We start from the raw sequence: 21,008 nt of genomic DNA, 5'->3' as shown, positions 1-21,008 counted from the left end.
CTCCTTTTTTCAATATTATTCAACAATTAACTACACTTAGCAATGTTACTAAATCACTAAATGTTAAATCATTATAGACATGGACTTGAAATTTTTAAATAGAAAAAGTATATTTAGTAGTTTTTTTTACAAATTTTTAATCTAAATCTGTAACGCATCCTGTTGAAGCTGATGAAACTGTTTTTATATATTTCTTAAGCGTTCCTCTATTTGCCTTTTGCTTAGGCGCTTGCCACTTTGATTTTCTTTGAGCAATCTCTTTATCTGATAAGTCAACATTTATAACGTTATTAATTGCATCAATCGTAATTTTATCGCCATTTTCTAATAGTGCTAACATACCACCCTCATACGCCTCTGGAGCAATATGTCCAACAATGAAGCCATGCGAACCACCAGAAAAACGTCCATCTGTAATTAAAGCGACATCTTGACCTAGCCCAGCACCCATTATGAGTGATGTTGGTTTAAGCATCTCAGGCATACCAGGACCTCCTTTAGGACCTTCATAACGTATAACTATTACATCACCTTTTTTAATACTTCCCTCTTCAACTGCAGCAACCATCCCTTCTTCTGAATCAAAAACATTTGCTACACCGGTGAAGATTTCTCCTTCTTTACCCGTTATTTTAGCCACAGATCCTTCCGGAGCAACATTACCTTTTAAAATTTGTAGATGACCAGTTTTTTTAATAGGATTGTCTAACTTGTGAATAATTGCATTATCCTCAGGCAGATCTGCTACACTCTCAAGATTTTCCGCTAAAGTCTTACCAGTTACCGTTAAACAATCACCATGTAACATACCTGCTTTTAGTAACATTTTCATTACAGCTGGTGTACCACCTATAGCATGCAAATCAGCCATCACATATTTACCACTAGGCTTAAAGTCTGCTAGAACTGGTGTTTTATTAGCTATTTCTTGGAAATCGTCAATATTCAAATCAACATCTACTGAACTTGCCATAGCCAATAAATGAAGTACCGCATTTGTTGAACCACCCATAACTGTAATAAGAACCATTGCATTTTCAAAAGCTTTACGTGTCATAATATCTCTTGGCTTAATATCTAGCTCTAAAAGATTTCTGATAGTTTCACCAGCTTTATCGCACTCTTGTACCTTCTCAACAGAAGTTGCTGGAGTTGATGAGCTAAATGGTAAACTCATTCCTAAAGCTTCTATAGCACACGCCATAGTATTTGCAGTATACATACCACCGCATGCTCCAGCTCCTGGGCATGCTTTTTTGATAGTTTCTTGACGCTCTTGTTCTGTGATTTGTCCAGATATACAAGCACCATAACTCTGAAATGCTGTAACAATATCAATTGGCTTACCACGCATAACCCCAGCTTGGATAGTACCTCCGTAGATCACGAATCCTGGTCTATTAAGTCTACCTAAAGCCATCATACATCCTGGCATATTCTTATCACAGCCAGGTATAGATACTAGCCCATCATACCAGTGCGCAGACATTACAGTTTCAATTGAATCTGCAATAAGGTCTCTAGACTGCAGAGAATAACTCATACCATCTGTGCCCATAGAAATACCGTCACTAACACCTATAGTATTAAACCTCATGCCTTTGAGGTTCTCTTTTTCAACACTATTTTTGACAAATTGAGCAAGTTGGTTTAAATGCATATTACAAGTATTACCTTCATACCATACACTAGCAATACCAATTTGAGGCTTATGCATATCGTTATCACTCATCCCCGTGCCGTATAACATAGCCTGAGAAGCACCTTGCGATTTATCTTCTGTCAATCTTTTACTATATTTATTCAACTCTTTTTTCATTAATTTCACCTCAAATATTTTCTATGCATATGCAATATTATAAGCATCAATAAAAGCCTCTACTGAAGCTTGGATTATATCTGGAGAAACAGCTTTACCAATACTTTTAATACCTTCTTTTTCCAAGCTCATCTCTACATAAACAACAGCATCAGCACCCTGACCACGTATTTTAACCTTATAGTCAGTCAGCTTATAGCTAATATCACTAGGACAGGCTTTACATAAAGCATTTAAAACAGCATCTACAGGTCCAACACCAGAACTTGATGCAAAATATAACTGGTCTGCAACCTTAACAGTAACTTCAGCCACAGATTTTTGATCAAGCTCCACATTTACCTTAAATGACTGTACATCTAAGATATCTTTACTGATAGCATCTGCCATCTCAGTAGCATCTTGTATAATATCTTGTATATCAGAGACATTAATTGACTTGCCCTTGACTAAGAATCTCTCAATCAGTTCTCTAACCTTAGCCAAGAAATTCTTATCATAATTTGCACCAAACAATTCGCCTAGAGTTTTTTTAACTTCCTCAAGAGTTGGAACTTGATCAAATATTACTTCATTTTGCTCTATGAATAACATCGTTTTATTATCAAAGAAATGACTATTATAAAGCCTGTCAAAATCCATCTCTGTCGGATATATAATTGGTGGTTGAATAGCAGATTTTAGCACTACCGCAGGGTCTTTCAAACCTTCTCCGGATAACACACATACTACCGTACTTCCCTTTTGAAGCTTACCTTCCTCATATTTTTTGAGTAAGTGAGCAATAGTTGACGCTGATGCTAATTCTACAAATAACCCTTCTTTAGTTGACAGCAAATATTGTGCTTCCAACATCTTCATATCTGTTACAGCAGTAGATTCTCCACCCGTGCTATATATTGCATCTATAGCTTTATCACCATCGATAGGATATGGCACAGCTATTGCAGTCGCAATTGTATTTGCTGTTTTTAGTGGTTCAATCCTATTTTGATTTTTCTGATATGCTCTAGCTAATGTATCAGCCTCTGTTGATTGAACACCTGTAAGCTTAGGAACAGATTTAATAAATCCTAACTCTTTATATTCACTAAATCCTTTATAGTATGCTGTCATATTAGTACCGCAACCTATAGGAACTATAACCTCATCTGGAACTTGGAACAGTAACTGATCTATAAGCTCAAATGCTGCTGTCTTCTGACCCTCTACCCTAAACGCGTAATCCCCAGCAAGGAAAAAATCTTTAGATTTTGCGATATCATAAGCTAATTTTGCTGCTTCATTATAGCTACCTTTAACTTGAACTATTTTCCCACCATAAGACATTACTTGAGCTAACTTAGAAGCTGCAACTCCTTCTGGCACAATAATAAAACACGGCATCTTCGCAGCTGCCGCATAACAAGCACATGAAGCCGCCATATTACCTGTGGATGCTAGTACTATCCCCTTAGCACCGAGCTCTTTTGCAACTGTAATATCAACTGCTGATCCTCTATCTTTGAATGATCCTGTAGGGTTTTTACCTTCGACTTTAAAATACAGATTAATTCCCAGCTCTTTACCAATAATTTTACTCTTAAGCAGTGGAGTTGCCGACTCTCTTAAAGATACAAAACTTGATGGATCCTTTATCGGCATAAATGGTATATATTTGGATAGACACGGTGATGCTTGAGTAAAATAATCTTTATTGATTTTCTTACTAATTTCATCAATATTCATCTGGATTTCCCAGGGCTCATTTTCCCCTGCAAAGACAAAACTATCTGTAGAAACTTCTTCTTTGGTGTAAAAGTTTAATATTTTATACATTCTTTAGAATTACCTCATATTTTATAAAAGATTTTAGATCTACTTTATACTAAAGTATTTTAACTTAGAATTGAATATTCTATACAGGCTATTTTAATTAAGTAACAATTGATAATCTATATAACAAAAGTATTTCTAGTATTATTGATACCAAGTATCAAGTCTTTCTTTTAACTTATCTAAACCCATTTTACTTAATGAAGAAAATAACTGGTATGAAATTTTATCTGTACGGATAAAAGTTTTTAAAAAACTCTCTATCATTCTATTTGCTTGGGCTCTTTCTTTATTATTTAGCTTATCTGCCTTTGTCAAAAGAATATGTAAGTTCAAGTCAAAAGATATTGCCATCTCAATCATCAAAGAGTCAAACTCTTTTAAATCATGACGAGAATCTACCAAAAGTACGATACCACCAAGACATTCACGTGAAGTCAAATAGCTCTCCATTTCACTTTGCCACTGTCTCTTTATAGCTTCAGAAACCTTTGCATAACCATAACCAGGTAAATCAACTAAACGCTTATTATCTCCCAAATCAAATAAGTTAATTAACTGAGTTCTACCAGGGGTCTTACTTACTCTAGCAAGACCTTTTTGGTCTGTAAGAGTATTAAGAGCACTCGATTTACCTGCATTCGAGCGCCCAGCAAAAGCAACCTCTATACCATTATCTTCTGGAAGTTGAGAAACTTTTGCAGCACCCATTATGTATTTTGCTTTAGTGTAATTCATAATTTATACTCTAACTTTATTTTTTCAAAAAGTCCGTGACAGGCAGTATCTATCATGAGGAATACCTTTTCAAAATTACTTTGATAATATGGATCTGGCACATCAGTCAACTCAATTGTTGGAGCATACTGCAACATCCTTGATACCTTTGAAAAATCAGCATTTGGAAACATTTCTTTCATTGTATCAATATTTTCTTGATCCATCGCAACTATATAATCATATTCTGTAAAATCAGTTTCCTCTAATTGCTGAGAAACTTGATCTAAAAGATTACAATCATATCTCTTAGCCGTTTCTATAGAGCGTAAATCAGCTCCATGGCCTTCATGTCCCCACATACGTGAACTAGTGCCACAAGATGCAACATAAATATGATTCTCTAAGGCATTTTGTTTGACAATATCTCTAAAAATACCATGAGCAGTTGGTGATCTACAAATGTTACCTTTACATACAAAAAGCACTTTTACTTTAGTCATTTTTATTTTGCTTCCTTCATATCTTCTGCAAGCTTACTATCTGGTTCTAACTTAAAACCTTGGAAAAACTTACTATCTGGTTTTAGCATAAATACAACTTCATTTTTACCATTAAAGCTTTCTTTATAAGAGTTCATACTCTTTAAGAATTCATAAAGTGGTACGGACTTAGAATAAGCCTCTGTAAATATCTTAGCTGCTTTCGCATCAGCTTCAGCTCTTATGATCTTAGACTCTCTCTCAGCCTCCGCCATTGTTACAGTAACTTTAGCATCTGCTGCTGCATTAATCTTTTCAGCCAACTGTTTACCTTCAGCTCTAATAGAAGCTGCAACTTTCTGACGTGAAGATCTCATTCTTTGGTAAATAGAGTCCGTAACAGTATCTGGTAAATCAATTTGCTTAACTCTTACATCTATAACATCAACACCGATTTGCTTAGCTTGCTTTTGGACACTATTTGTCAGAGCAATCATTAACTTATCACGATTATTATTGATTAGGCTTTGAATATCATTGTTACCAACTTCTGCTCTCAAAGAAGACTCTAAAAACTGTTTCAATAAAGTTTCTGCTCTTTCTACACTTCCACTTGTACTCGTATAGAATTTTGAGATATTACTATTACTAACTTTCCACACAACATAAGCATTAATTAGAACATCTTTCTGCTCTTTTGTAACAACACGAGCTGAGTCTGCTTCTAATACTCTATTACGCATATCATAAGTTTTGACTGTATCAATAAATGGAATCTTAACATGCAAGCCAGGCTCATACTCAATTGCTTTACCATCTTTATCTTTAACTAGCTCTCCTAGTCTTAAAATAACTGCCTCTGATCCTTCTTTAACAATAAATTTAGTACTCAAAACCACCACAGAAGCAACCACTACAAGTACTAAGAATATTTTTAGAAACTTACTCATCTTAGTTACCTCCTTGAGTATTTGGTAATAATGCTTGCTTTTGAGCATTATCTAAACCATAGAAAATATTTTTTGCACCATCACCATCTATTAAGAATATCTTATTGTGCTGAAGTACATTTGAAATAGTATTAAAATACATTTGATTCATAACTATATCAGGAGATTTTTTGTATATTGGTAATAATTGTTCAAACTGGGCAACTTCACCTTGAGCTTCTAAAACAATTTTTTGTTTATAAGCGTTAGCCTGATCAACAATTCTTTGAGCTTTACCTTGTGCAACTGGCACTACTCTGTTAGCATAAGCTTCGGCTTCATTTTGCTCCCTTTCACGATCTTCACGAGCCTTGATTACATCATCAAATGCACTTTTAACAGCATCAGGTGCTTGAGCTGGTTGCATAATCACTTCACTAATATATATCCCTGTATTATAAGACTTTAGTAGTGCTTCCATCTCTTTACGGACTTGTTGCGTAATCACAGCCCTATTGGTAGTTAATATCTGCTCTAGCTTATTTTCACCAACAACCTGTCTAACAGCACTTTCTAAAGCTTGTTGCAATAGTCGTGTTGAGTTTACATTAGCAAATAAATATTTCTCTAAATCTGCGATACGATATTGAACTGTAAAAGAAATATGAACAATATTCTCTTCAGATGTAAGCATATCACGCTTTAACGACGTAGTTTTAAGCTCTTGAACATTCTCTTTGTACACCTTATCAATACCAATAGGATGCCAGTGTAGACCAGGTTCTACCATTTTTGAGAATTTGCCTAATCTAAGAACAGCAGCTTGCTCAGCTGGTTGTACTACATAAAAACCAAAACCTATCCATGCAACTATCAATACTGCCACAACTATAGATGCAATCTTAGCTACAGGAGGTTTATCAAACATAGGTTTATTCTTGTTAGCATTTTTTGAATAAATACTCTCATTCTCATCATCATTCTTCTTTGACTTTTTGCCAAAGAATTTTTTGATTATTTCCTCTAAGTTTGGTGGCCCTTGCTCCGAGTTTTTGCTCCAGAACCATTTTTCTTTAAGCTTTTTTATCATAAATAGTTATTCCTATAATTCCTAATCCAAAATAGTATTGAATAATTTTTATCCTACCTATTATATATAAATTTTCCTATATTTTTTGCACTATCTACAAATAAATATCAAATGCACAGTAAAGCTGTATTGAATAACTATCAATATAACTCTAAAATCTATAATAGAGATACATTTCTTAGGAATATGAAAATGAAAAGAATTGCAATAAATGGTACTGGCATAGCAGGTACAACTTTAGCATGGTGGTTGAGAGAGTATGGATTCCAACCTACTCTTTTTGAAAAAGCTTCTGAATTTAGAACTGGTGGTTACCTAGTTGATTTCTGGGGTCCTGCCTGTGAAGTAGTGAGAAAGATGGGATTATTTGAGCAACTTAAAGAGAAATCTTATCAAATTAAGAATATTCACTGTTTTGATCAAAATGGTAGAAGATCTTCAAAAGTTAATATCTCATCTCTTATCACTGATAACTATGATGACTTTCTAAGTGTCAAACGCGGAGATATTGCAGAAACTATTTATAAAGCCTGCGAAGGTATAGATATTAGGTTTGGTACATCTATCGAGAAAATAGAGGAAAAAGATAAAACTATAACTACTCATCTTAGCGATGGAACTAAAGAGGACTTTGATTTAGTTATAGGAACTGATGGCTTACACTCTCATATACGTAACATCGCTTTTGACAAGTCAGAATATCAAGAATATGAGTTGGATAAATATGTAGCAGCTCTTTCTCTCAAAAAATACGATCATTATGAGAAATATACTTATGCTCTAAGCGTAGGTGAGAAGCAACAAGTAGCAAGAGTATGTCTAGACCAAGATGAAACTTTGATTATGTTTACATTAGATGCTGAACTTGTGAAACAATTCCCAGCAACTTTAGAGCAAAAAAAAGAACTACTACAAAAATCTTTTCATGACTTTGGCTGGGAGACTCCCGATATACTTAACAAGTTAAATGATGTGGAGGAAATCTATTTTGATAAAGTCAGTCAAATACGCATGGATACTTGGCATAAAGGAAGAGTTGCTCTTGTTGGAGACTCTGCTGCTTGCCCATCTATATTAATGGGGCTTGGAAGTATATTTGCAATCGTTGAGGCTTATGTATTAGCTGGTGAACTTCATAAAGCAAATGGTGACTATAATATTGCTTTTGATCAATGGCAACTTAGATTAAAAGATATTATAGCTAGAAAACAAAAAGTTGGGCTTACCAACCTATCTGTAGCAGCATCTGATGAAATAGTTAAAAAATACTTATCGACTATTACAGTTAAAATATCATCTACTCCAGTTATCTCTAAATTCATAGGTGCTGGAATATTTAAAGATCCAATTGAGGTTCCTGAGTACAAATAAGATTAAAACCTATTTAACGAAGAACTCTTCTAAATCTAAATCAAACTCTCTTTTAAACCTTTCAAAATCATCTTCTGAAATTTTTATTTTAAGAAAATAGTTACCTTCTTCAGAAACACCTTCAGCATCAACAGCTCCAAGCTCATACATCATAGCTCTAACTTTTGAATATTTAGGAGGTAATTCTAAAGTTTCATTAATCCATGATTTATTAAAAAATGTAGCCAACGCATGATAAAACTCTTCAATGCCATCTCCAGTCTGAGCAGACAGGTACACTCTGCCAACCACACTTGAATCTGAATCATCCATTGGAACAAATCCAGCATAAGCATTCTCAATTTTATCGATTTTATTATAAACACAGATCATCTCTTTATCTGCGATACCTATTTCCTTTAGAACTTTTTCTACTTGCTCGATATAGCTTTTATAATCCTCATCTGCATAATCTATCACATGAACTAGAAGGTCTGACTCTATAGCTTCTTCTAAAGTTGCATGGAATGCTTCTACTAAATCATGAGGTAAGTTCTTAATGAATCCTACTGTATCAGAGAAGATAACTTCACCTAGTTTTGGTACAATTACTTTACGTAAAGTAGGATCAAGTGTTGCAAAGAGTTGATCTTTAGCTAAAACATCTGCATTTGTTATTTTATTAAAAAGTGTTGATTTACCAGCATTGGTATAACCAACAAATGATATTGTTGGAATATTATTTTTCTTTCGGGAAGATCTACTTAAATCACGATGATGTTTTACTTTTTCCAACTTTTGAGTAATTTGTTTAATTCTTTGTCTAATTAGACGTCTATCAATCTCAAGCTGGGTTTCTCCTGGCCCACCACGTACACCAATACCACCTTTTTGTCTCTCTAAGTGCGTCCAACCTTTGACTAAGCGTGTTGACTGATAATTTAGTTGAGCTAACTCAACTTGAAGCTTACCCTCATGAGTTTTTGCTCGAAGTGAGAATATTTCAAGAATTAGTCTCGTTCTATCCATAATCTTACACTCAAGAAACTTCTCAATATTTCTCTCTTGAGATGGGCTTAATGGATGATTAAAGACAACAAGATCAGCTTCTAACTCATCACGTTTACTTTTGATCATCTCCATCTTACCCATACCACAAAAATATTTGATATCAGGTTCAGGATGATTGAAATCTAAACTCTCCAACACAACTTTATCAGCTGCTAAAACCAAACCTTCCAGTTCAGCTAAGTCAGCATTTAGTTCGCGGCGATATTTAAAATTTATATTTACAAGTAAGCATTTACTACCTGCTTCATAAGACTCGAAAAATTCCATTAATTTATGTTACTCCAGAATGGAATTAAAGAAAAAAGAATATAAAGTTTGATTACTCAGCAACATTGCCTTGATTTTCTTGAGCTTCAAGATCATCAGAATGAATATCATCTACATTCTCATCTTGTTCATCATTTGAATTTTGATGATATGGGTTAAAAGAGCTATAAACCATTCTTACACTCTTAGCCGGTACTATAGTAGAAATAGCATGCTTATAAACCATTTGATTAACAGTATTTCTAAGTACGATACAGAACTGATCAAAAGCTTCTACTTGACCTTGTAGTTTGATTCCATTTACTAGATATACAGATACGCTAACTTTTTCTTTTCTTAGAGCGTTTAAGAACGGGTCTTGTAAAGATGATATTCTTGACATTGTTTCACTTCCTTTTAATTATTTTGTTATAGTTATTATTTTATCAAGTTTAACAATTAAACTTCGCGATATATTCTAACAATATTTAAAGTTATCAGCAAATCTTATTTATGACCAAAATATTCCCAGACTTGTTGTTCTTTATTTTGACTCTCCATCTCAATTAATTTAATCTCACCCTGCCAATTACGAATCCATGTAAGTTGACGCTTAGCAAGTTGGCGAGTGGCTACGACTCCCTTTTTAACAAACTCCTCATAACTAATGTCTCCATCTAAGTATTCCCATGCCTGACGATATCCAACACTTCGGATGGCAGTAGTTTCTTTAGTAAGCTTAGGATTTTTGCGTAAGCTTTGAACTTCATCTAGAAACCCTTGATTAAGCATCTGTTTAAATCTTAATTCAATATTATCATGTAGAATTGATCTATCATTAGGTACCAGGGCACATAACTTTAATTTCTCTTCTAATCCACCGACTTTAGATGTTTTAACAAGTTCAGAATATTTTTTACCAGTTATCATAATTACCTCTAAAGCACGAAATACTCTTTGCTGATCATTAGGATTAATTTTCTGAGCAGATTCTTGATCCATTTTATTTAACTGTTGATGCAAATATTGTAAACCTTTTGCTTTTCTTTCTAACTCAAGAGCCTGCCTCACTTCAGGCTGTGACTCAGGCAAAGATGATAAACCTTCTATCAAACCTTTGAAATAAAGCATCGTTCCACCTACGAGTAAGACCTCTTTTCCTCTACTCCAAATCTCTTTTTTAATCTTATTAACATTCGTTATAAAGTCAGCAACTGAAAAGCTTTCTGTTGGCTCAATTATATCTATTAAATGATGTTTAATACCTCCTTGCTCATCCAAAGTTGGCTTAGCTGTACCAATATCCATACATTTATAGACAAGTGATGAATCAACACTAATTATTTCAGCATTAATTTTATTTGCAACAGATATTGATAAAGAGGTTTTACCAGATGCTGTTGGTCCAGCAAGACCATAGATTAGCTTATTCATTTAGATATTTTTGTAATTAACTTTAACAGGAACTTCTTGCTTAACTACTTGTAAATAGAAGTTTAACTCTTCTTCTTTGACTGTATTTAATACTTGCCTAGGTAATTTAGTATCTTTATTACCTAAAGGTTCAACTTTAATAACTTTATATATGTATATATCACCATTATCCGCTTGATAACTATGATACTGATTATTAGTATTAAACATCACATAATCATTAAACTCTTTACTAAATAACTTCGAGTTACTATCAATAGTTGCTTGCTTGAAGCTAACATTTACTTTTTTATCACTAACCAAGTCATCAAGTAGCTTTTGAGACTTTTCTAAAGATAATCTTTGAGATTTCTCTGCAATTACGGCTTTAGACACTTCACTCTTAACGTCTGCTAGTTTTTGTTGGGTTGATGGCTGAGAGTTATTTACCTCATATACTAAAAGCTCATTATCAGCAACCGGAATACTTGAGTACTTCTCTGTACTTACAAAGAATTGACTATTAGCTACCGTAGATATTGTAGATTCATCATTATTCACAATATTCGCCACCTTAGGGTTACCTAAATTCTTTTCAAGCTCAGTGAAACTAATACTATCAATATTCTGCGAGTAAGTATTAAATTTCTCCAAGGCTCTTCTATTTTGAATTATTTTCGCAATAGTAGTTTTAGCATCTTTGTTATAGCCTTTAAAAAATTCCTTATGAGTATCATAATATGATTTTATATCGCTTTCACTAATATCACTCTTAGATATAAAGCTATCTTTTGTGATTATAAAATAGTTAATTTTCTTTTTAGCTGGATTTATATACTCATTTTTATGAGCATTATAGTAAGCTTCCAAATCTTGTTGAGTAGGCTTAATTTGGGATTTGAAATCTGATGGAGATATCTTCAAATACTCTATTTTTTTATTAACTAGATAAATATTATCTAAAAGCTTCTTCTCATAATCAGTTGTTATTGTTGTATCTGCTATAGCCTTTGGAATCATTGTTGCCTGAATATTTTGAGTTAAGATTTGCTCTAATTTACTCATACCTCCAATATACTCTACAACTTGCTTCAACTTATCAGCTGAGAATTTACCCTCTTTGTCAAAAAACATGGGATTTGTAAATATCGCAGATTGTAATGCTAACTTAGATACCGCAATATTATGGCGCTGCGCATCTGCAAGTACTAAGTATTGATTTATCATCTGATCTAAAACTGCTCTCTTTTGTGCCTCAGTTGTAGCATTTTGAGCATACTGCTGAAACTGTTGCAGACCTATCTCATTATCACCTACTTTAGCCACATAAGATCTACTTGAGCCAATATTCGTGAAAAAAAATGTCATACCAGATATGACAAATATAAAACTTATAGAAATAATTATAATCCATGTAAATGGACCTTTGAGCCTATCATTGAAAGACTGTAACATTTTATCAACCTTAAATAATTACTGCTTTATTAAACTATAGATATTATAGATAAAAAAAAAGCATACTGTTAAGTATGCTTTTCAAAAAATCACTATTTTTGTAATTTTTCTTTATTTTACAGCGTCTTTAAGACCTTTACCTGCTTTGAAGCTTGGAACTTTAGAAGCTGCTATCTTGATTGTTTCACCAGTTTTAGGATTTCTACCTTCTCTAGCACTTCTTTCTTTTACTTGAAAAGTTCCAAAGCCTACTAGAGTAACGCTATCACCATTCTTTAAAGCTTTAGTTACAGCAGCAATAGTTGCATCCAGAGTATTACTAGCAACTTCTTTAGTAACATCTGCTTCTTTAGCTATAGCACTTACTAATTCACTCTTATTCATGTCTTAAACTCCTTTATTTATACATAATCGACAAGTGTCATTTAATTTTATAACACTAAAAATGTAGTGTTTCAATACTTTATCATCAAAAAACTCTCTCTAACACCTCTTTTATACTATTTACAGGCGTTATTTCAAGTTTTTCAAGTATTTCTTTATCAACATCTGCTAAGTTTTTAACATTCTGTTTAGGAATCAAAACCTCTTTAATTCCACCTCTTAGCGCAGCTAAAAGTTTCTCTTTTAACCCTCCAATTGCTAAAACATCTCCACGCAAAGTTACTTCACCAGTCATAGCAATATCATTTCTAACTGGTTTATTTGTATATACAGAAACTAGAGCTGTAGTCATAGCGATACCAGCACTTGGACCATCCTTTGGAGTAGCTCCTTCAGGAACGTGTATATGTACATCTTTTTTCTCATAAAAGTCATCTGCTAGCTCATAGCCTTTTGAAATCGAGCGTACAACACTAAAGGCTGCATCAATTGATTCTTTCATCACATCGCCAAGGCTACCCGTGTACTTAACCTTACCTTTACCAGGCATCGCTAGAGCTTCTATAGTTAGTAGCTCACCACCTACAGAAGTCCATGCTAAACCTGTGACTTGACCTACTTTAGGCTTGGCATTTTTGATACCATAATCAAACTGATGAACGCCAAGATAGTCTTCAAGATTTTTTTGTGTGATAGATACCTTACCATGCTCAGGATCTTTAAGAAGATTTTTAACAGCCTTACGACATACACCGTCTATCTTTTGTTGTAAATTTCTTACTCCTGCTTCTCTCGTATAATATCTCACCACATCCAAAATAGCCTTAGGAGTAAAATTAATTTCACTCTTAGTTAGCCCATTGTTTTCCAATGATTTTGGTACTAGATATTGCTTAGCAATTGCTTGCTTCTCAATCTCTGTATACCCTGATAAGTGTATAATTTCTAGCCTATCACGTAATGCAGGATCTATATCAAGTGAATTTGCTGTAGCAACAAACATCACCTTAGATAGATCATAATCTATCTCAAGATAATGATCGTTAAATGTACTATTTTGCTCTGGATCAAGCACCTCTAAAAGAGCTGCAGATGGATCTCCCCTAAAATCAGAAGAAATTTTATCTATTTCATCAAGTAAGAAAAGTGGGTTCTCCGTCTTAGACTTAATTATCTTTTGGATAATTTGCCCAGGCATAGATCCTATATATGTACGACGGTGTCCTCTAATCTCAGACTCATCTCTTACACCACCAAGAGCCATACGCACATATTCACGCCCTGTTGCTCTAGCAATGGATTGGCCAATTGATGTCTTACCAACACCCGGAGGACCGACTAGACATAGAATAGGAGCTTTTGTATTACTGTCTCGTTTGATTTGAACAGCTAAATGCTCCAGTATTCTTTCTTTAACTTTCTTAATACCGTAATGATCTTTCTCTAAAACTTTTTCAGCAAGATTAATATCTTTTTTAACTTTTGCTTTCTTACCCCAAGGTAATGAAAGTATAGTCTCAATATAATTCCTTGATACAGCAGATTCAGAAGATGAAGGAGGCATCGCTTTAAGCTTTTTAAGTTCTTTTAAGCATTTTTCTTTTGCCTCTTCGGACATTTTAGTAGTTTCAATTCTCTTCTTAAGAGCTGTTACTTCTGACTCTTCATCAGCCTCACCAAGCTCTTTATAAATAGCCTTGACTTGCTCATTCAAATAGTACTCACGTTGATTCTTATCTACTTGAGATTTGACTCTATCTTTAATTTTAGCCTCTAGCTCAAGAATTTCTAACTCTTCATATAGGCAAGATAAAAGTAATAACGCTTTATTTTTGATATCTGTAGCTTCTAAAATTTTTTGCTTTTTAGTAATCTCTGTATTTAGAATAGTTGAAATCTCATATATAAACTTATGAGGCTCTTCTGTATTTATAAGCGTAGCTAAAGATTCTTTAGACACTTTTCCACTAATATCAACAAACTTTTTGAGAGAATCACTAATCGACAATAAGATTGCTTTTAGCTCTTTATCAACTTGACTAGGATCATAACTATCATCAATATGAAGACTATCTAAGTTAGCAAATATACACCCATCAACACTATCATATTTAGCAACTAATCTTTTAGCTACACCTTCTACTATGATCTTTAAGCTACCATCAGGAAGCTTCATAATTTGAACAATTTTAGCTAACGTACCAATATCGTATATATTATCAACAACATCACCAGAACTTGAACCGTTCTTTTGAGTTGCTAATAAGATATAGTTATTATAACTGTTAGATGCCTGCTTGACTGCTTCAATTGACTTTTTACGACCCACATTTAAAGGTAAAGTCATTGATGGGTATATAACCACATCTCTTAAGGGAATAACAGGAACGACATTTAGGACTTCTGACATAAACTTACATTCTCCTGTAAATTTTTTAGATTATCTCTTTTAATTGTTTTTGCTGCTGTGATTTCATTACAAGAGTTGGCTCTTCTTGCTCTAATATTACTTTATCGTTGATAATAACTTTCTCAACATCTTCAGATGAAGGGACATGAAACATCACATCAAGAAGTATATTTTCAAGAATAGTTCTCAATCCTCTCGCACCTGTTTTTTTAGCTATTGCTTTTTTAGCTATTTCAACAAGAGCTTCATCACTAAACTCAATCATTACATCATCAAATTCAAACAGCTTAACATACTGTTTAATTAAAGCATTTTTTGGTTCCGTAAGAATTTTGACCAAATCCTCTTCTTTTAACTCATTTAGCACAGTAACAATTGGCAAACGTCCAATAAGTTCAGGAATAAGTCCAAATCTAGTCAAATCTTCACTTTCGACTTTCTGCATCAATTTTTCAGTATCTAAGCTATTTTTTTGTTGTACCACATCCGCATTGAAACCAATACTAACTTTATCCATTCTATGCTTAACAACTTTCTCAATACCAGCAAACGCTCCCCCACATATAAATAATATATCTGAAGTGTCAACTTGTATCATCTCTTGATTAGGATGCTTTCGACCACCTTTAGGAGGTACAGATGATACAGTACCCTCTATAAGCTTCAAAAGTGCTTGCTGAACACCTTCTCCAGATACATCACGTGTTATAGAAGCACTTTCTGACTTACGTGCAATCTTATCTATTTCATCGATATAGATAATACCTTTTTGAGCTTTAGCAACATCAAAATCAGCATTTTGTAGCAATCGAACAATGATATTCTCAACATCATCTCCAACATAGCCAGCCTCTGTAAGAGTTGTTGCATCTGCTATGGCAAAAGGAACATTTAAAAGCTTTGCTAATGTTTGGGCAAATAATGTTTTACCAGAGCCAGTAGGTCCTAGTAATAGAACATTACTTTTTTTAAGCTCAATATCATCATCTTTCGCAGTTTCGGAAGTGATTCTTTTGTAGTGATTGTATACAGCCACAGATAATACTTTTTTAGCATTGTCTTGACCAATAATATAATCATCAAGATATTTTTTGATTTCGATTGGCTTTGGTAACTTCTCAAACGATACATCCTCTAGAGAAGCTCCTTCTGTGCTATGAATTTTATCTGCACATTTAGCAATACATTCATTACAGATATTACCATCACGACCTGCGATGATATGTTTAACTTCTTGTTGTGACTTACCACAAAAAGAACAGTATAGAATTTTAGCCATATTATTGAATTAGAATTCCTTTAATTATTTAATAATTGCTTCACGAGACTCTATTACATGATCGATTAGACCATACTCTTTAGCTTCTTCTGCCATCATGAAATTATCTCTATCAGTATCTCTAACAATAGTCTCTAAATCTTGACTTGTATGATACGCTAAAACTTTATTTAACCTATCTTTGATACGTAGAATATTTTTTGCATGAATTTCAATATCTGAAGCTTGTCCTTTAAAGCCACCTAGTGGTTGATGAATCATAATCTGTGAGCTAGGCAAACTATATCTTTTACCTTTAGCTCCACCAGCTAACAATAGCGATCCCATACTAGCAGCCAGACCAATACATATAGTATTAACGTCCGGCTTGATAAACTGCATAGTATCATAGACACCCATACCAGCTGTAACCATACCACCTGGGGAATTGATATAAAAATATATATCTTTGTCAGGATCTTCTGACTCCAAAAACAACAACTGAGCGATTACAAGGTTTGCTGATTGATCATTTACCTCACCATTTAAAAAAACTATACGCTCTTTTAGTAACCTTGAATAAATATCAAAAGCTCTCTCACCACCAGCTGTTTTCTCAACGACGGTAGGAACTAAGTTATTAGTTATCATTTATATCCTCTCTTAATAAGCTAGCTTAGAAACCACCTTGCTGAGCTTGCATGTTTTCTTTAATAACTTCAAAGAAATCTTCTTGCTTTTCAGTTACTTGAGCTTGAGATAGTACCCAATCAGTCAGCTTGTTTTCTATAACTAAAGCTTTTAAGTTAGAGATTTCTTTTTCGTTTTTTTTGATTTGCTCTTTAGTTTTTTCTGGCTCTTCATAAGCTTGAACTAATTCATCTAATAAGCTCTCAACTTCAGCATCTTCTGCCTTGAACTCTTGAGATTTCATTACACTATCAAGAACTAAACTAGTATCAACTTTTTGCTTAGCGTTAGCTTCAAATAAGTTATCAGGCAATTGGTTAACATCAAAGTTTTGACCACCACCCATTTGTTGAACTAAATTTTGCTTAGCAGCTTCTATTTCTCTTTTAATTAAAGCTTTTGGAGTTTCAAATTCAGCGATTTCTCTTAATCCTTTGAATACTTGATCTTTGATCTTTCTTTGTAGGATGAACTTAAGTTCACGTTGCATATTTTCTTTGATTTCGTCTTCAAAAGTATCTACCCCACCTTTCACACCAAACTTCTTAACGAACTCTTCGTCAACTTCTGGTAACTGAGCTTCTTGAATCTTCTTAACAGTGATATCAAAAGTAGCTTCTTGACCAGCTAAGTCTTTGTTTTGGTACTCTTCTGGGAAAGTAACTGTGATAGTTTTTTGCTCATCTTTACTCATACCGATGATACCATCTTCAAAACCTGGGATCATTTGACCAGAACCAATTACTAATTCTTGATCATTTGCAGAACCACCTTCGAAAACTTCACCATCTTTCTTACCTACGAAATCGATAACAACTTTGTCATCTTTTTGCACAGCTCTCTCTACTTCTGAGAATGTAGCCATTTGCTTTCTAAGGTTTTCGATCATTTGCTTAACTTCTTTGTCAGTTAGCTCAACAACTGGCTTTTGAATTTCGATTTTCTCAAAACCTGAAACTTCAAATTCTGGGAATAGCTCAAGGTTAGCTACAAACTTAAGAGGCTCGCCTTTTTTGTTTTCTTTAAGGTCTACCTCGATACCAGCTACTGCCAACTTCTCATCTTGTATAGCCTTAGTATACTTCTGAGGAATGATATCAGAGATCACTTCCATACGGATTTGCTCGCCATACTTTTTCTCAACCATACCAGCAGGTACTTTGCCAGGTCTGAAACCATCCATCTTGATAGTTTTTGCAGTTTTGTTAATCTCTTTAGTAACTACGCTATCAATCTCATTCGCTGGTACTTCTATCAATAGTGAACAATGGATACCTTCTTTCTTCTCTACAGTAACTTGCATTATTAAGTTTTCCTTTTATTTATTTAACAATTTTCTAGTAGCAAATTTTAACTATCATCTATTAGATTGTCTATATGTTTATTATTAAATATATGACAAGCCAAAGCATTTGCTGTAAAATCTAGCTATTTCTACAAATCTTAAGCGACTTATGGTAACTGTAATTATAAGTATTTGTTTATTAATATCACCATTTATAATAGCTTTCTTACACTCTAGCATTATATACGGTAAACATCACGCAAATATCTACGCTAACTACTTTATTATTTTCAATATAAGCCTATATGCTTGTATCAACAGTTTTACATATTTAGTAGATGGGGATAGTATCAGTAAATTTCAAGGATGGATTTTTACTCCGGCAGTTTTCCAGATTGGAATCTTTGAGTTAGCCATCTTTTTATTCTCAATTTTAGCACTATTTAAAACTAGAGAATTCAAAGCAGCTTGTTTGATATTTTTTGCTATCTATACATTATTAGATGCTCTTACGCTATTTAATGGTCAGATTTATAGTCAATATGTCGAAGCTGTGTTCTTTATTAATATTACAACTGCTTTAATAGCTTATATTTTGTATAAAATATTAAATAGAAAAATCAAATTTCGTTAAAAACAATACTTCTAAAGAAGAATCTCAATTTTGCTTATTAGCTTTATTCAGAATACGACATTTAGGAGATTTTTAATCACATATATTTTATATAATATGATTAATGATAAGATTTTTCTATAGAAAATTAAGAGTTACAGTGAGCAAGCTTCAGGTTGACAATATCTAGATTTGATAGACTCGATAGCCTCGGCATACATAGCATCCATCTCAGCTCTTGAGCCTACACCACCACCGATTTCATACAGCTTACCATCGCCAATACCATATATAGAAGCATGAATAGTGAAGTTAAGTCCTTTTGCCCAAGCATCTTTCACAACCGTAGTTTTACATAGGTTAAGAGCTTGGTGGAGTGCATTTAGCTCACACATCATATCTACTTTTTTCTTCATGTACTCGTCTTCATTATTCTTGTAACAAGCTAATGACTCTTCAATAAACTTTTTATTTTGCTCTTTGACCTCATGGATAGATGTCAACCAATTATCAATCAAGCCATAGCTCTTATCTTTAACAACAGTTTCAACACCACCACAAGCATAGTGACCACATACTATGATTTTCTTGACCTTTAAAACTTCGATAGCAAACTGTAATACTGATAAACAATTTAAATCGGTAAGCGAAACAACATTTGCAACATTACGATGTACAAAAACCTCACCTGGTATCAAGCCACAAACTTGGTTAGCAGGTACACGACTATCTGAACAACCTATCCAAAGATACTCTGGTGATTGACCTTTTGATAGTGTTTCAAAAAACTCAGGATTAGTTTTTTTGATTTGTTCAGCCCAAGCTCTGTTACCCTTTATTAATTCAGAAATATTACTCATCGTTTGGTCCCCTTATTTATAAGTGAATTTTTTTTCATGTATCAATATACTATATTAGTACTATAAAATAAACAAATTTTTATAATTGCTATGACAATGTTACTTCGCCATGCAAAGAAGTATCAAAAGCATTTTTGATCTCTTGTAGAGAAATATTAGACTGACCTAGTAAATAAAAAAGCTTAGCAAATGCTGCTTCATCAGTCATATCACGACCTGAGATCACACCAACATCAATCAGTCCTCTTGCGACTTTGTATGTAGCCATTTTGACACTACCATACAAGCACTGCGTACAGTTCACTATCACAATTCCCTTATCACTAGCCTTTTTGAGAGTCGTATAAATTTCTGGATCATTCATCATATTACCAGAACCATAAGTCTTGAGAATTAATCCCTGTAATGGTTGCTCAACAATAGCTGATAGCATATCACTATTCATACCAGGATAAACTTGTAGTATCGCAACTTTAGGAATTATAAACGTATCTAAATTTGGTATATTAAATGACTTTTGTCTCTGCCATAATCTTTTTTGCTTGACTGCGATGTCTATACCAACTTTTGCTAGAGTAGGGTAATTCGGAGATCCAAAAGCATCAAAATCTGTCGCTGATATTTTCGTAGTTCTATTACCACGCATTAGCTTTTGATTAAAGTAGACACAAACTTCTTTGATATTATCATTACATGCAAAAATCAAACTATTAAGGATATTTGATATAGCATCTGACCTGATTTTGGAGATTGGTATTTGTGAGCCTGTAACAATAACTGGCTTATCAATTTCACCTAACATAAAAGACAATACCGATGCCGTATAAGCAAGAGTGTCTGTACCATGCAAAATCACAAAACCATCATAATTAGCATAATTATCCAATATATCTTGTGCCAGTGAAATCCATCTTTTAGGGTCAATATTTGATGAATCAATAAGATCACTATACTCTTTAATCTCAAACTCTGGCATATCATAATGATAAAAATCTCTAATCCCAGCTATGGTTTTTGTTAGATAGCCCGGTTCAACATCATAGCCTTGCTCAGTACTAATCATCCCAATAGTACCACCAGTATATAAAACTAGAATTTTTTTATTAGAGTAATTGTTCATA

General features: G+C 33.6%; 19 protein-coding genes. 2 read left to right on the top strand and 17 right to left on the bottom strand.

What is annotated here, in order from left to right:
- Positions 1 to 136 precede the first annotated feature (136 nt).
- The 6 genes from ilvD to hflK form a co-directional block, all read right to left on the bottom strand.
- A complete protein-coding gene (gene ilvD, locus F3D59_RS04045; RefSeq protein ID WP_150463895.1) occupies positions 137 to 1,819 on the bottom strand; it encodes a dihydroxy-acid dehydratase in 1,683 nt (560 codons plus the stop codon).
- Between the two features lie 21 nt (positions 1,820 to 1,840).
- Positions 1,841 to 3,637 carry a threonine synthase gene (thrC, locus tag F3D59_RS10195; protein WP_150463894.1) on the bottom strand — a complete coding sequence of 599 codons (1,797 nt, stop codon included), beginning with the start codon at positions 3,635 to 3,637 and terminating at the stop codon, positions 1,841 to 1,843.
- Between the two features lie 141 nt (positions 3,638 to 3,778).
- Positions 3,779 to 4,372: a ribosome biogenesis GTP-binding protein YihA/YsxC gene (yihA, locus tag F3D59_RS04035; RefSeq protein ID WP_150463893.1), complete on the bottom strand. Its 594-nt coding sequence runs from the start codon at positions 4,370 to 4,372 to the stop codon at positions 3,779 to 3,781.
- Positions 4,369 to 4,854, bottom strand: a complete 486-nt coding sequence (locus tag F3D59_RS04030; protein ID WP_150463892.1) for a low molecular weight protein-tyrosine-phosphatase — start codon at positions 4,852 to 4,854, stop codon at positions 4,369 to 4,371. The genes yihA and F3D59_RS04030 overlap by 4 nt, the downstream gene beginning before the upstream one ends.
- A gap of 2 nt (positions 4,855 to 4,856) precedes the next feature.
- The gene (gene hflC / locus F3D59_RS04025) at positions 4,857 to 5,783 is read right to left on the bottom strand and encodes a protease modulator HflC (protein WP_149368106.1); all 927 of its coding nucleotides are present in this window, start codon (positions 5,781 to 5,783) and stop codon (positions 4,857 to 4,859) included.
- Position 5,784: 1 nt separating this feature from the next.
- Positions 5,785 to 6,852 (bottom strand): FtsH protease activity modulator HflK, encoded by a 1,068-nt coding sequence (hflK, locus tag F3D59_RS04020; RefSeq protein WP_150463891.1) that lies wholly within the window; start codon positions 6,850 to 6,852, stop codon positions 5,785 to 5,787.
- A gap of 192 nt (positions 6,853 to 7,044) precedes the next feature.
- Here hflK and F3D59_RS04015 point away from each other — a divergent pair, with 192 nt between their 5' ends.
- Positions 7,045 to 8,223, top strand: coding sequence for an FAD-binding domain (locus F3D59_RS04015; RefSeq protein ID WP_191092428.1), 1,179 nt, complete (start codon positions 7,045 to 7,047; stop codon positions 8,221 to 8,223).
- A gap of 9 nt (positions 8,224 to 8,232) precedes the next feature.
- Here the strand turns inward: F3D59_RS04015 and hflX are convergent, their stop codons facing one another.
- The 9 genes from hflX to tig all read right to left on the bottom strand — a co-directional run bounded on the left by hflX (position 8,233) and on the right by tig (position 18,432).
- Positions 8,233 to 9,540, bottom strand: a complete 1,308-nt coding sequence (gene hflX / locus F3D59_RS04010; protein WP_150463889.1) for a GTPase HflX — start codon at positions 9,538 to 9,540, stop codon at positions 8,233 to 8,235.
- Positions 9,541 to 9,592: 52 nt separating this feature from the next.
- Entirely contained in the window at positions 9,593 to 9,922 is a 330-nt protein-coding gene (hfq, locus tag F3D59_RS04005) for an RNA chaperone Hfq (RefSeq protein WP_013923338.1), read from the bottom strand.
- Positions 9,923 to 10,026: 104 nt separating this feature from the next.
- On the bottom strand, positions 10,027 to 10,953 hold the full coding sequence (gene miaA / locus F3D59_RS04000) for a tRNA (adenosine(37)-N6)-dimethylallyltransferase MiaA (RefSeq protein ID WP_150463888.1): 927 nt from the start codon (positions 10,951 to 10,953) through the stop codon (positions 10,027 to 10,029).
- A complete protein-coding gene (locus F3D59_RS03995; protein ID WP_150463887.1) occupies positions 10,954 to 12,387 on the bottom strand; it encodes a SurA N-terminal domain-containing protein in 1,434 nt (477 codons plus the stop codon).
- 111 nt (positions 12,388 to 12,498) lie between these two features.
- Entirely contained in the window at positions 12,499 to 12,771 is a 273-nt protein-coding gene (locus F3D59_RS03990; protein ID WP_004287553.1) for an HU family DNA-binding protein, read from the bottom strand.
- Between the two features lie 85 nt (positions 12,772 to 12,856).
- Positions 12,857 to 15,181 (bottom strand): endopeptidase La, encoded by a 2,325-nt coding sequence (gene lon / locus F3D59_RS03985; protein ID WP_150463886.1) that lies wholly within the window; start codon positions 15,179 to 15,181, stop codon positions 12,857 to 12,859.
- A gap of 25 nt (positions 15,182 to 15,206) precedes the next feature.
- Positions 15,207 to 16,460 carry an ATP-dependent Clp protease ATP-binding subunit ClpX gene (gene clpX, locus F3D59_RS03980; RefSeq protein WP_149368099.1) on the bottom strand — a complete coding sequence of 418 codons (1,254 nt, stop codon included), beginning with the start codon at positions 16,458 to 16,460 and terminating at the stop codon, positions 15,207 to 15,209.
- A 24-nt stretch (positions 16,461 to 16,484) separates the two neighbouring features.
- Positions 16,485 to 17,090 (bottom strand): ATP-dependent Clp endopeptidase proteolytic subunit ClpP, encoded by a 606-nt coding sequence (clpP, locus tag F3D59_RS03975; RefSeq protein WP_146421202.1) that lies wholly within the window; start codon positions 17,088 to 17,090, stop codon positions 16,485 to 16,487.
- Between the two features lie 25 nt (positions 17,091 to 17,115).
- Positions 17,116 to 18,432, bottom strand: coding sequence for a trigger factor (tig, locus tag F3D59_RS03970; RefSeq protein ID WP_146421201.1), 1,317 nt, complete (start codon positions 18,430 to 18,432; stop codon positions 17,116 to 17,118).
- A gap of 151 nt (positions 18,433 to 18,583) precedes the next feature.
- Between tig and F3D59_RS03965 the strand changes: the two genes are divergently transcribed.
- Complete coding sequence (locus tag F3D59_RS03965; protein WP_149368097.1) at positions 18,584 to 19,048, top strand: DUF6790 family protein; 465 nt, start codon at positions 18,584 to 18,586, stop codon at positions 19,046 to 19,048.
- Between the two features lie 134 nt (positions 19,049 to 19,182).
- On the opposite strand, the gene F3D59_RS03960 is transcribed toward F3D59_RS03965, so the two are convergent.
- The gene (locus F3D59_RS03960) at positions 19,183 to 19,887 is read right to left on the bottom strand and encodes a carbonic anhydrase (protein WP_150463885.1); all 705 of its coding nucleotides are present in this window, start codon (positions 19,885 to 19,887) and stop codon (positions 19,183 to 19,185) included.
- An 88-nt stretch (positions 19,888 to 19,975) separates the two neighbouring features.
- Complete coding sequence (ansA, locus tag F3D59_RS03955; RefSeq protein WP_150463884.1) at positions 19,976 to 21,007, bottom strand: asparaginase; 1,032 nt, start codon at positions 21,005 to 21,007, stop codon at positions 19,976 to 19,978.
- Between the last annotated feature and the right edge of the window lies 1 nt (position 21,008).

This window comes from Francisella sp. XLW-1, assembly GCF_008711455.1.
Taxonomy (GTDB): domain Bacteria; phylum Pseudomonadota; class Gammaproteobacteria; order Francisellales; family Francisellaceae; genus Francisella; species Francisella salimarina.
Note: the sequence above shows the minus strand (reverse complement) of the source record. Positions and strands in the feature narration are given on the sequence as shown.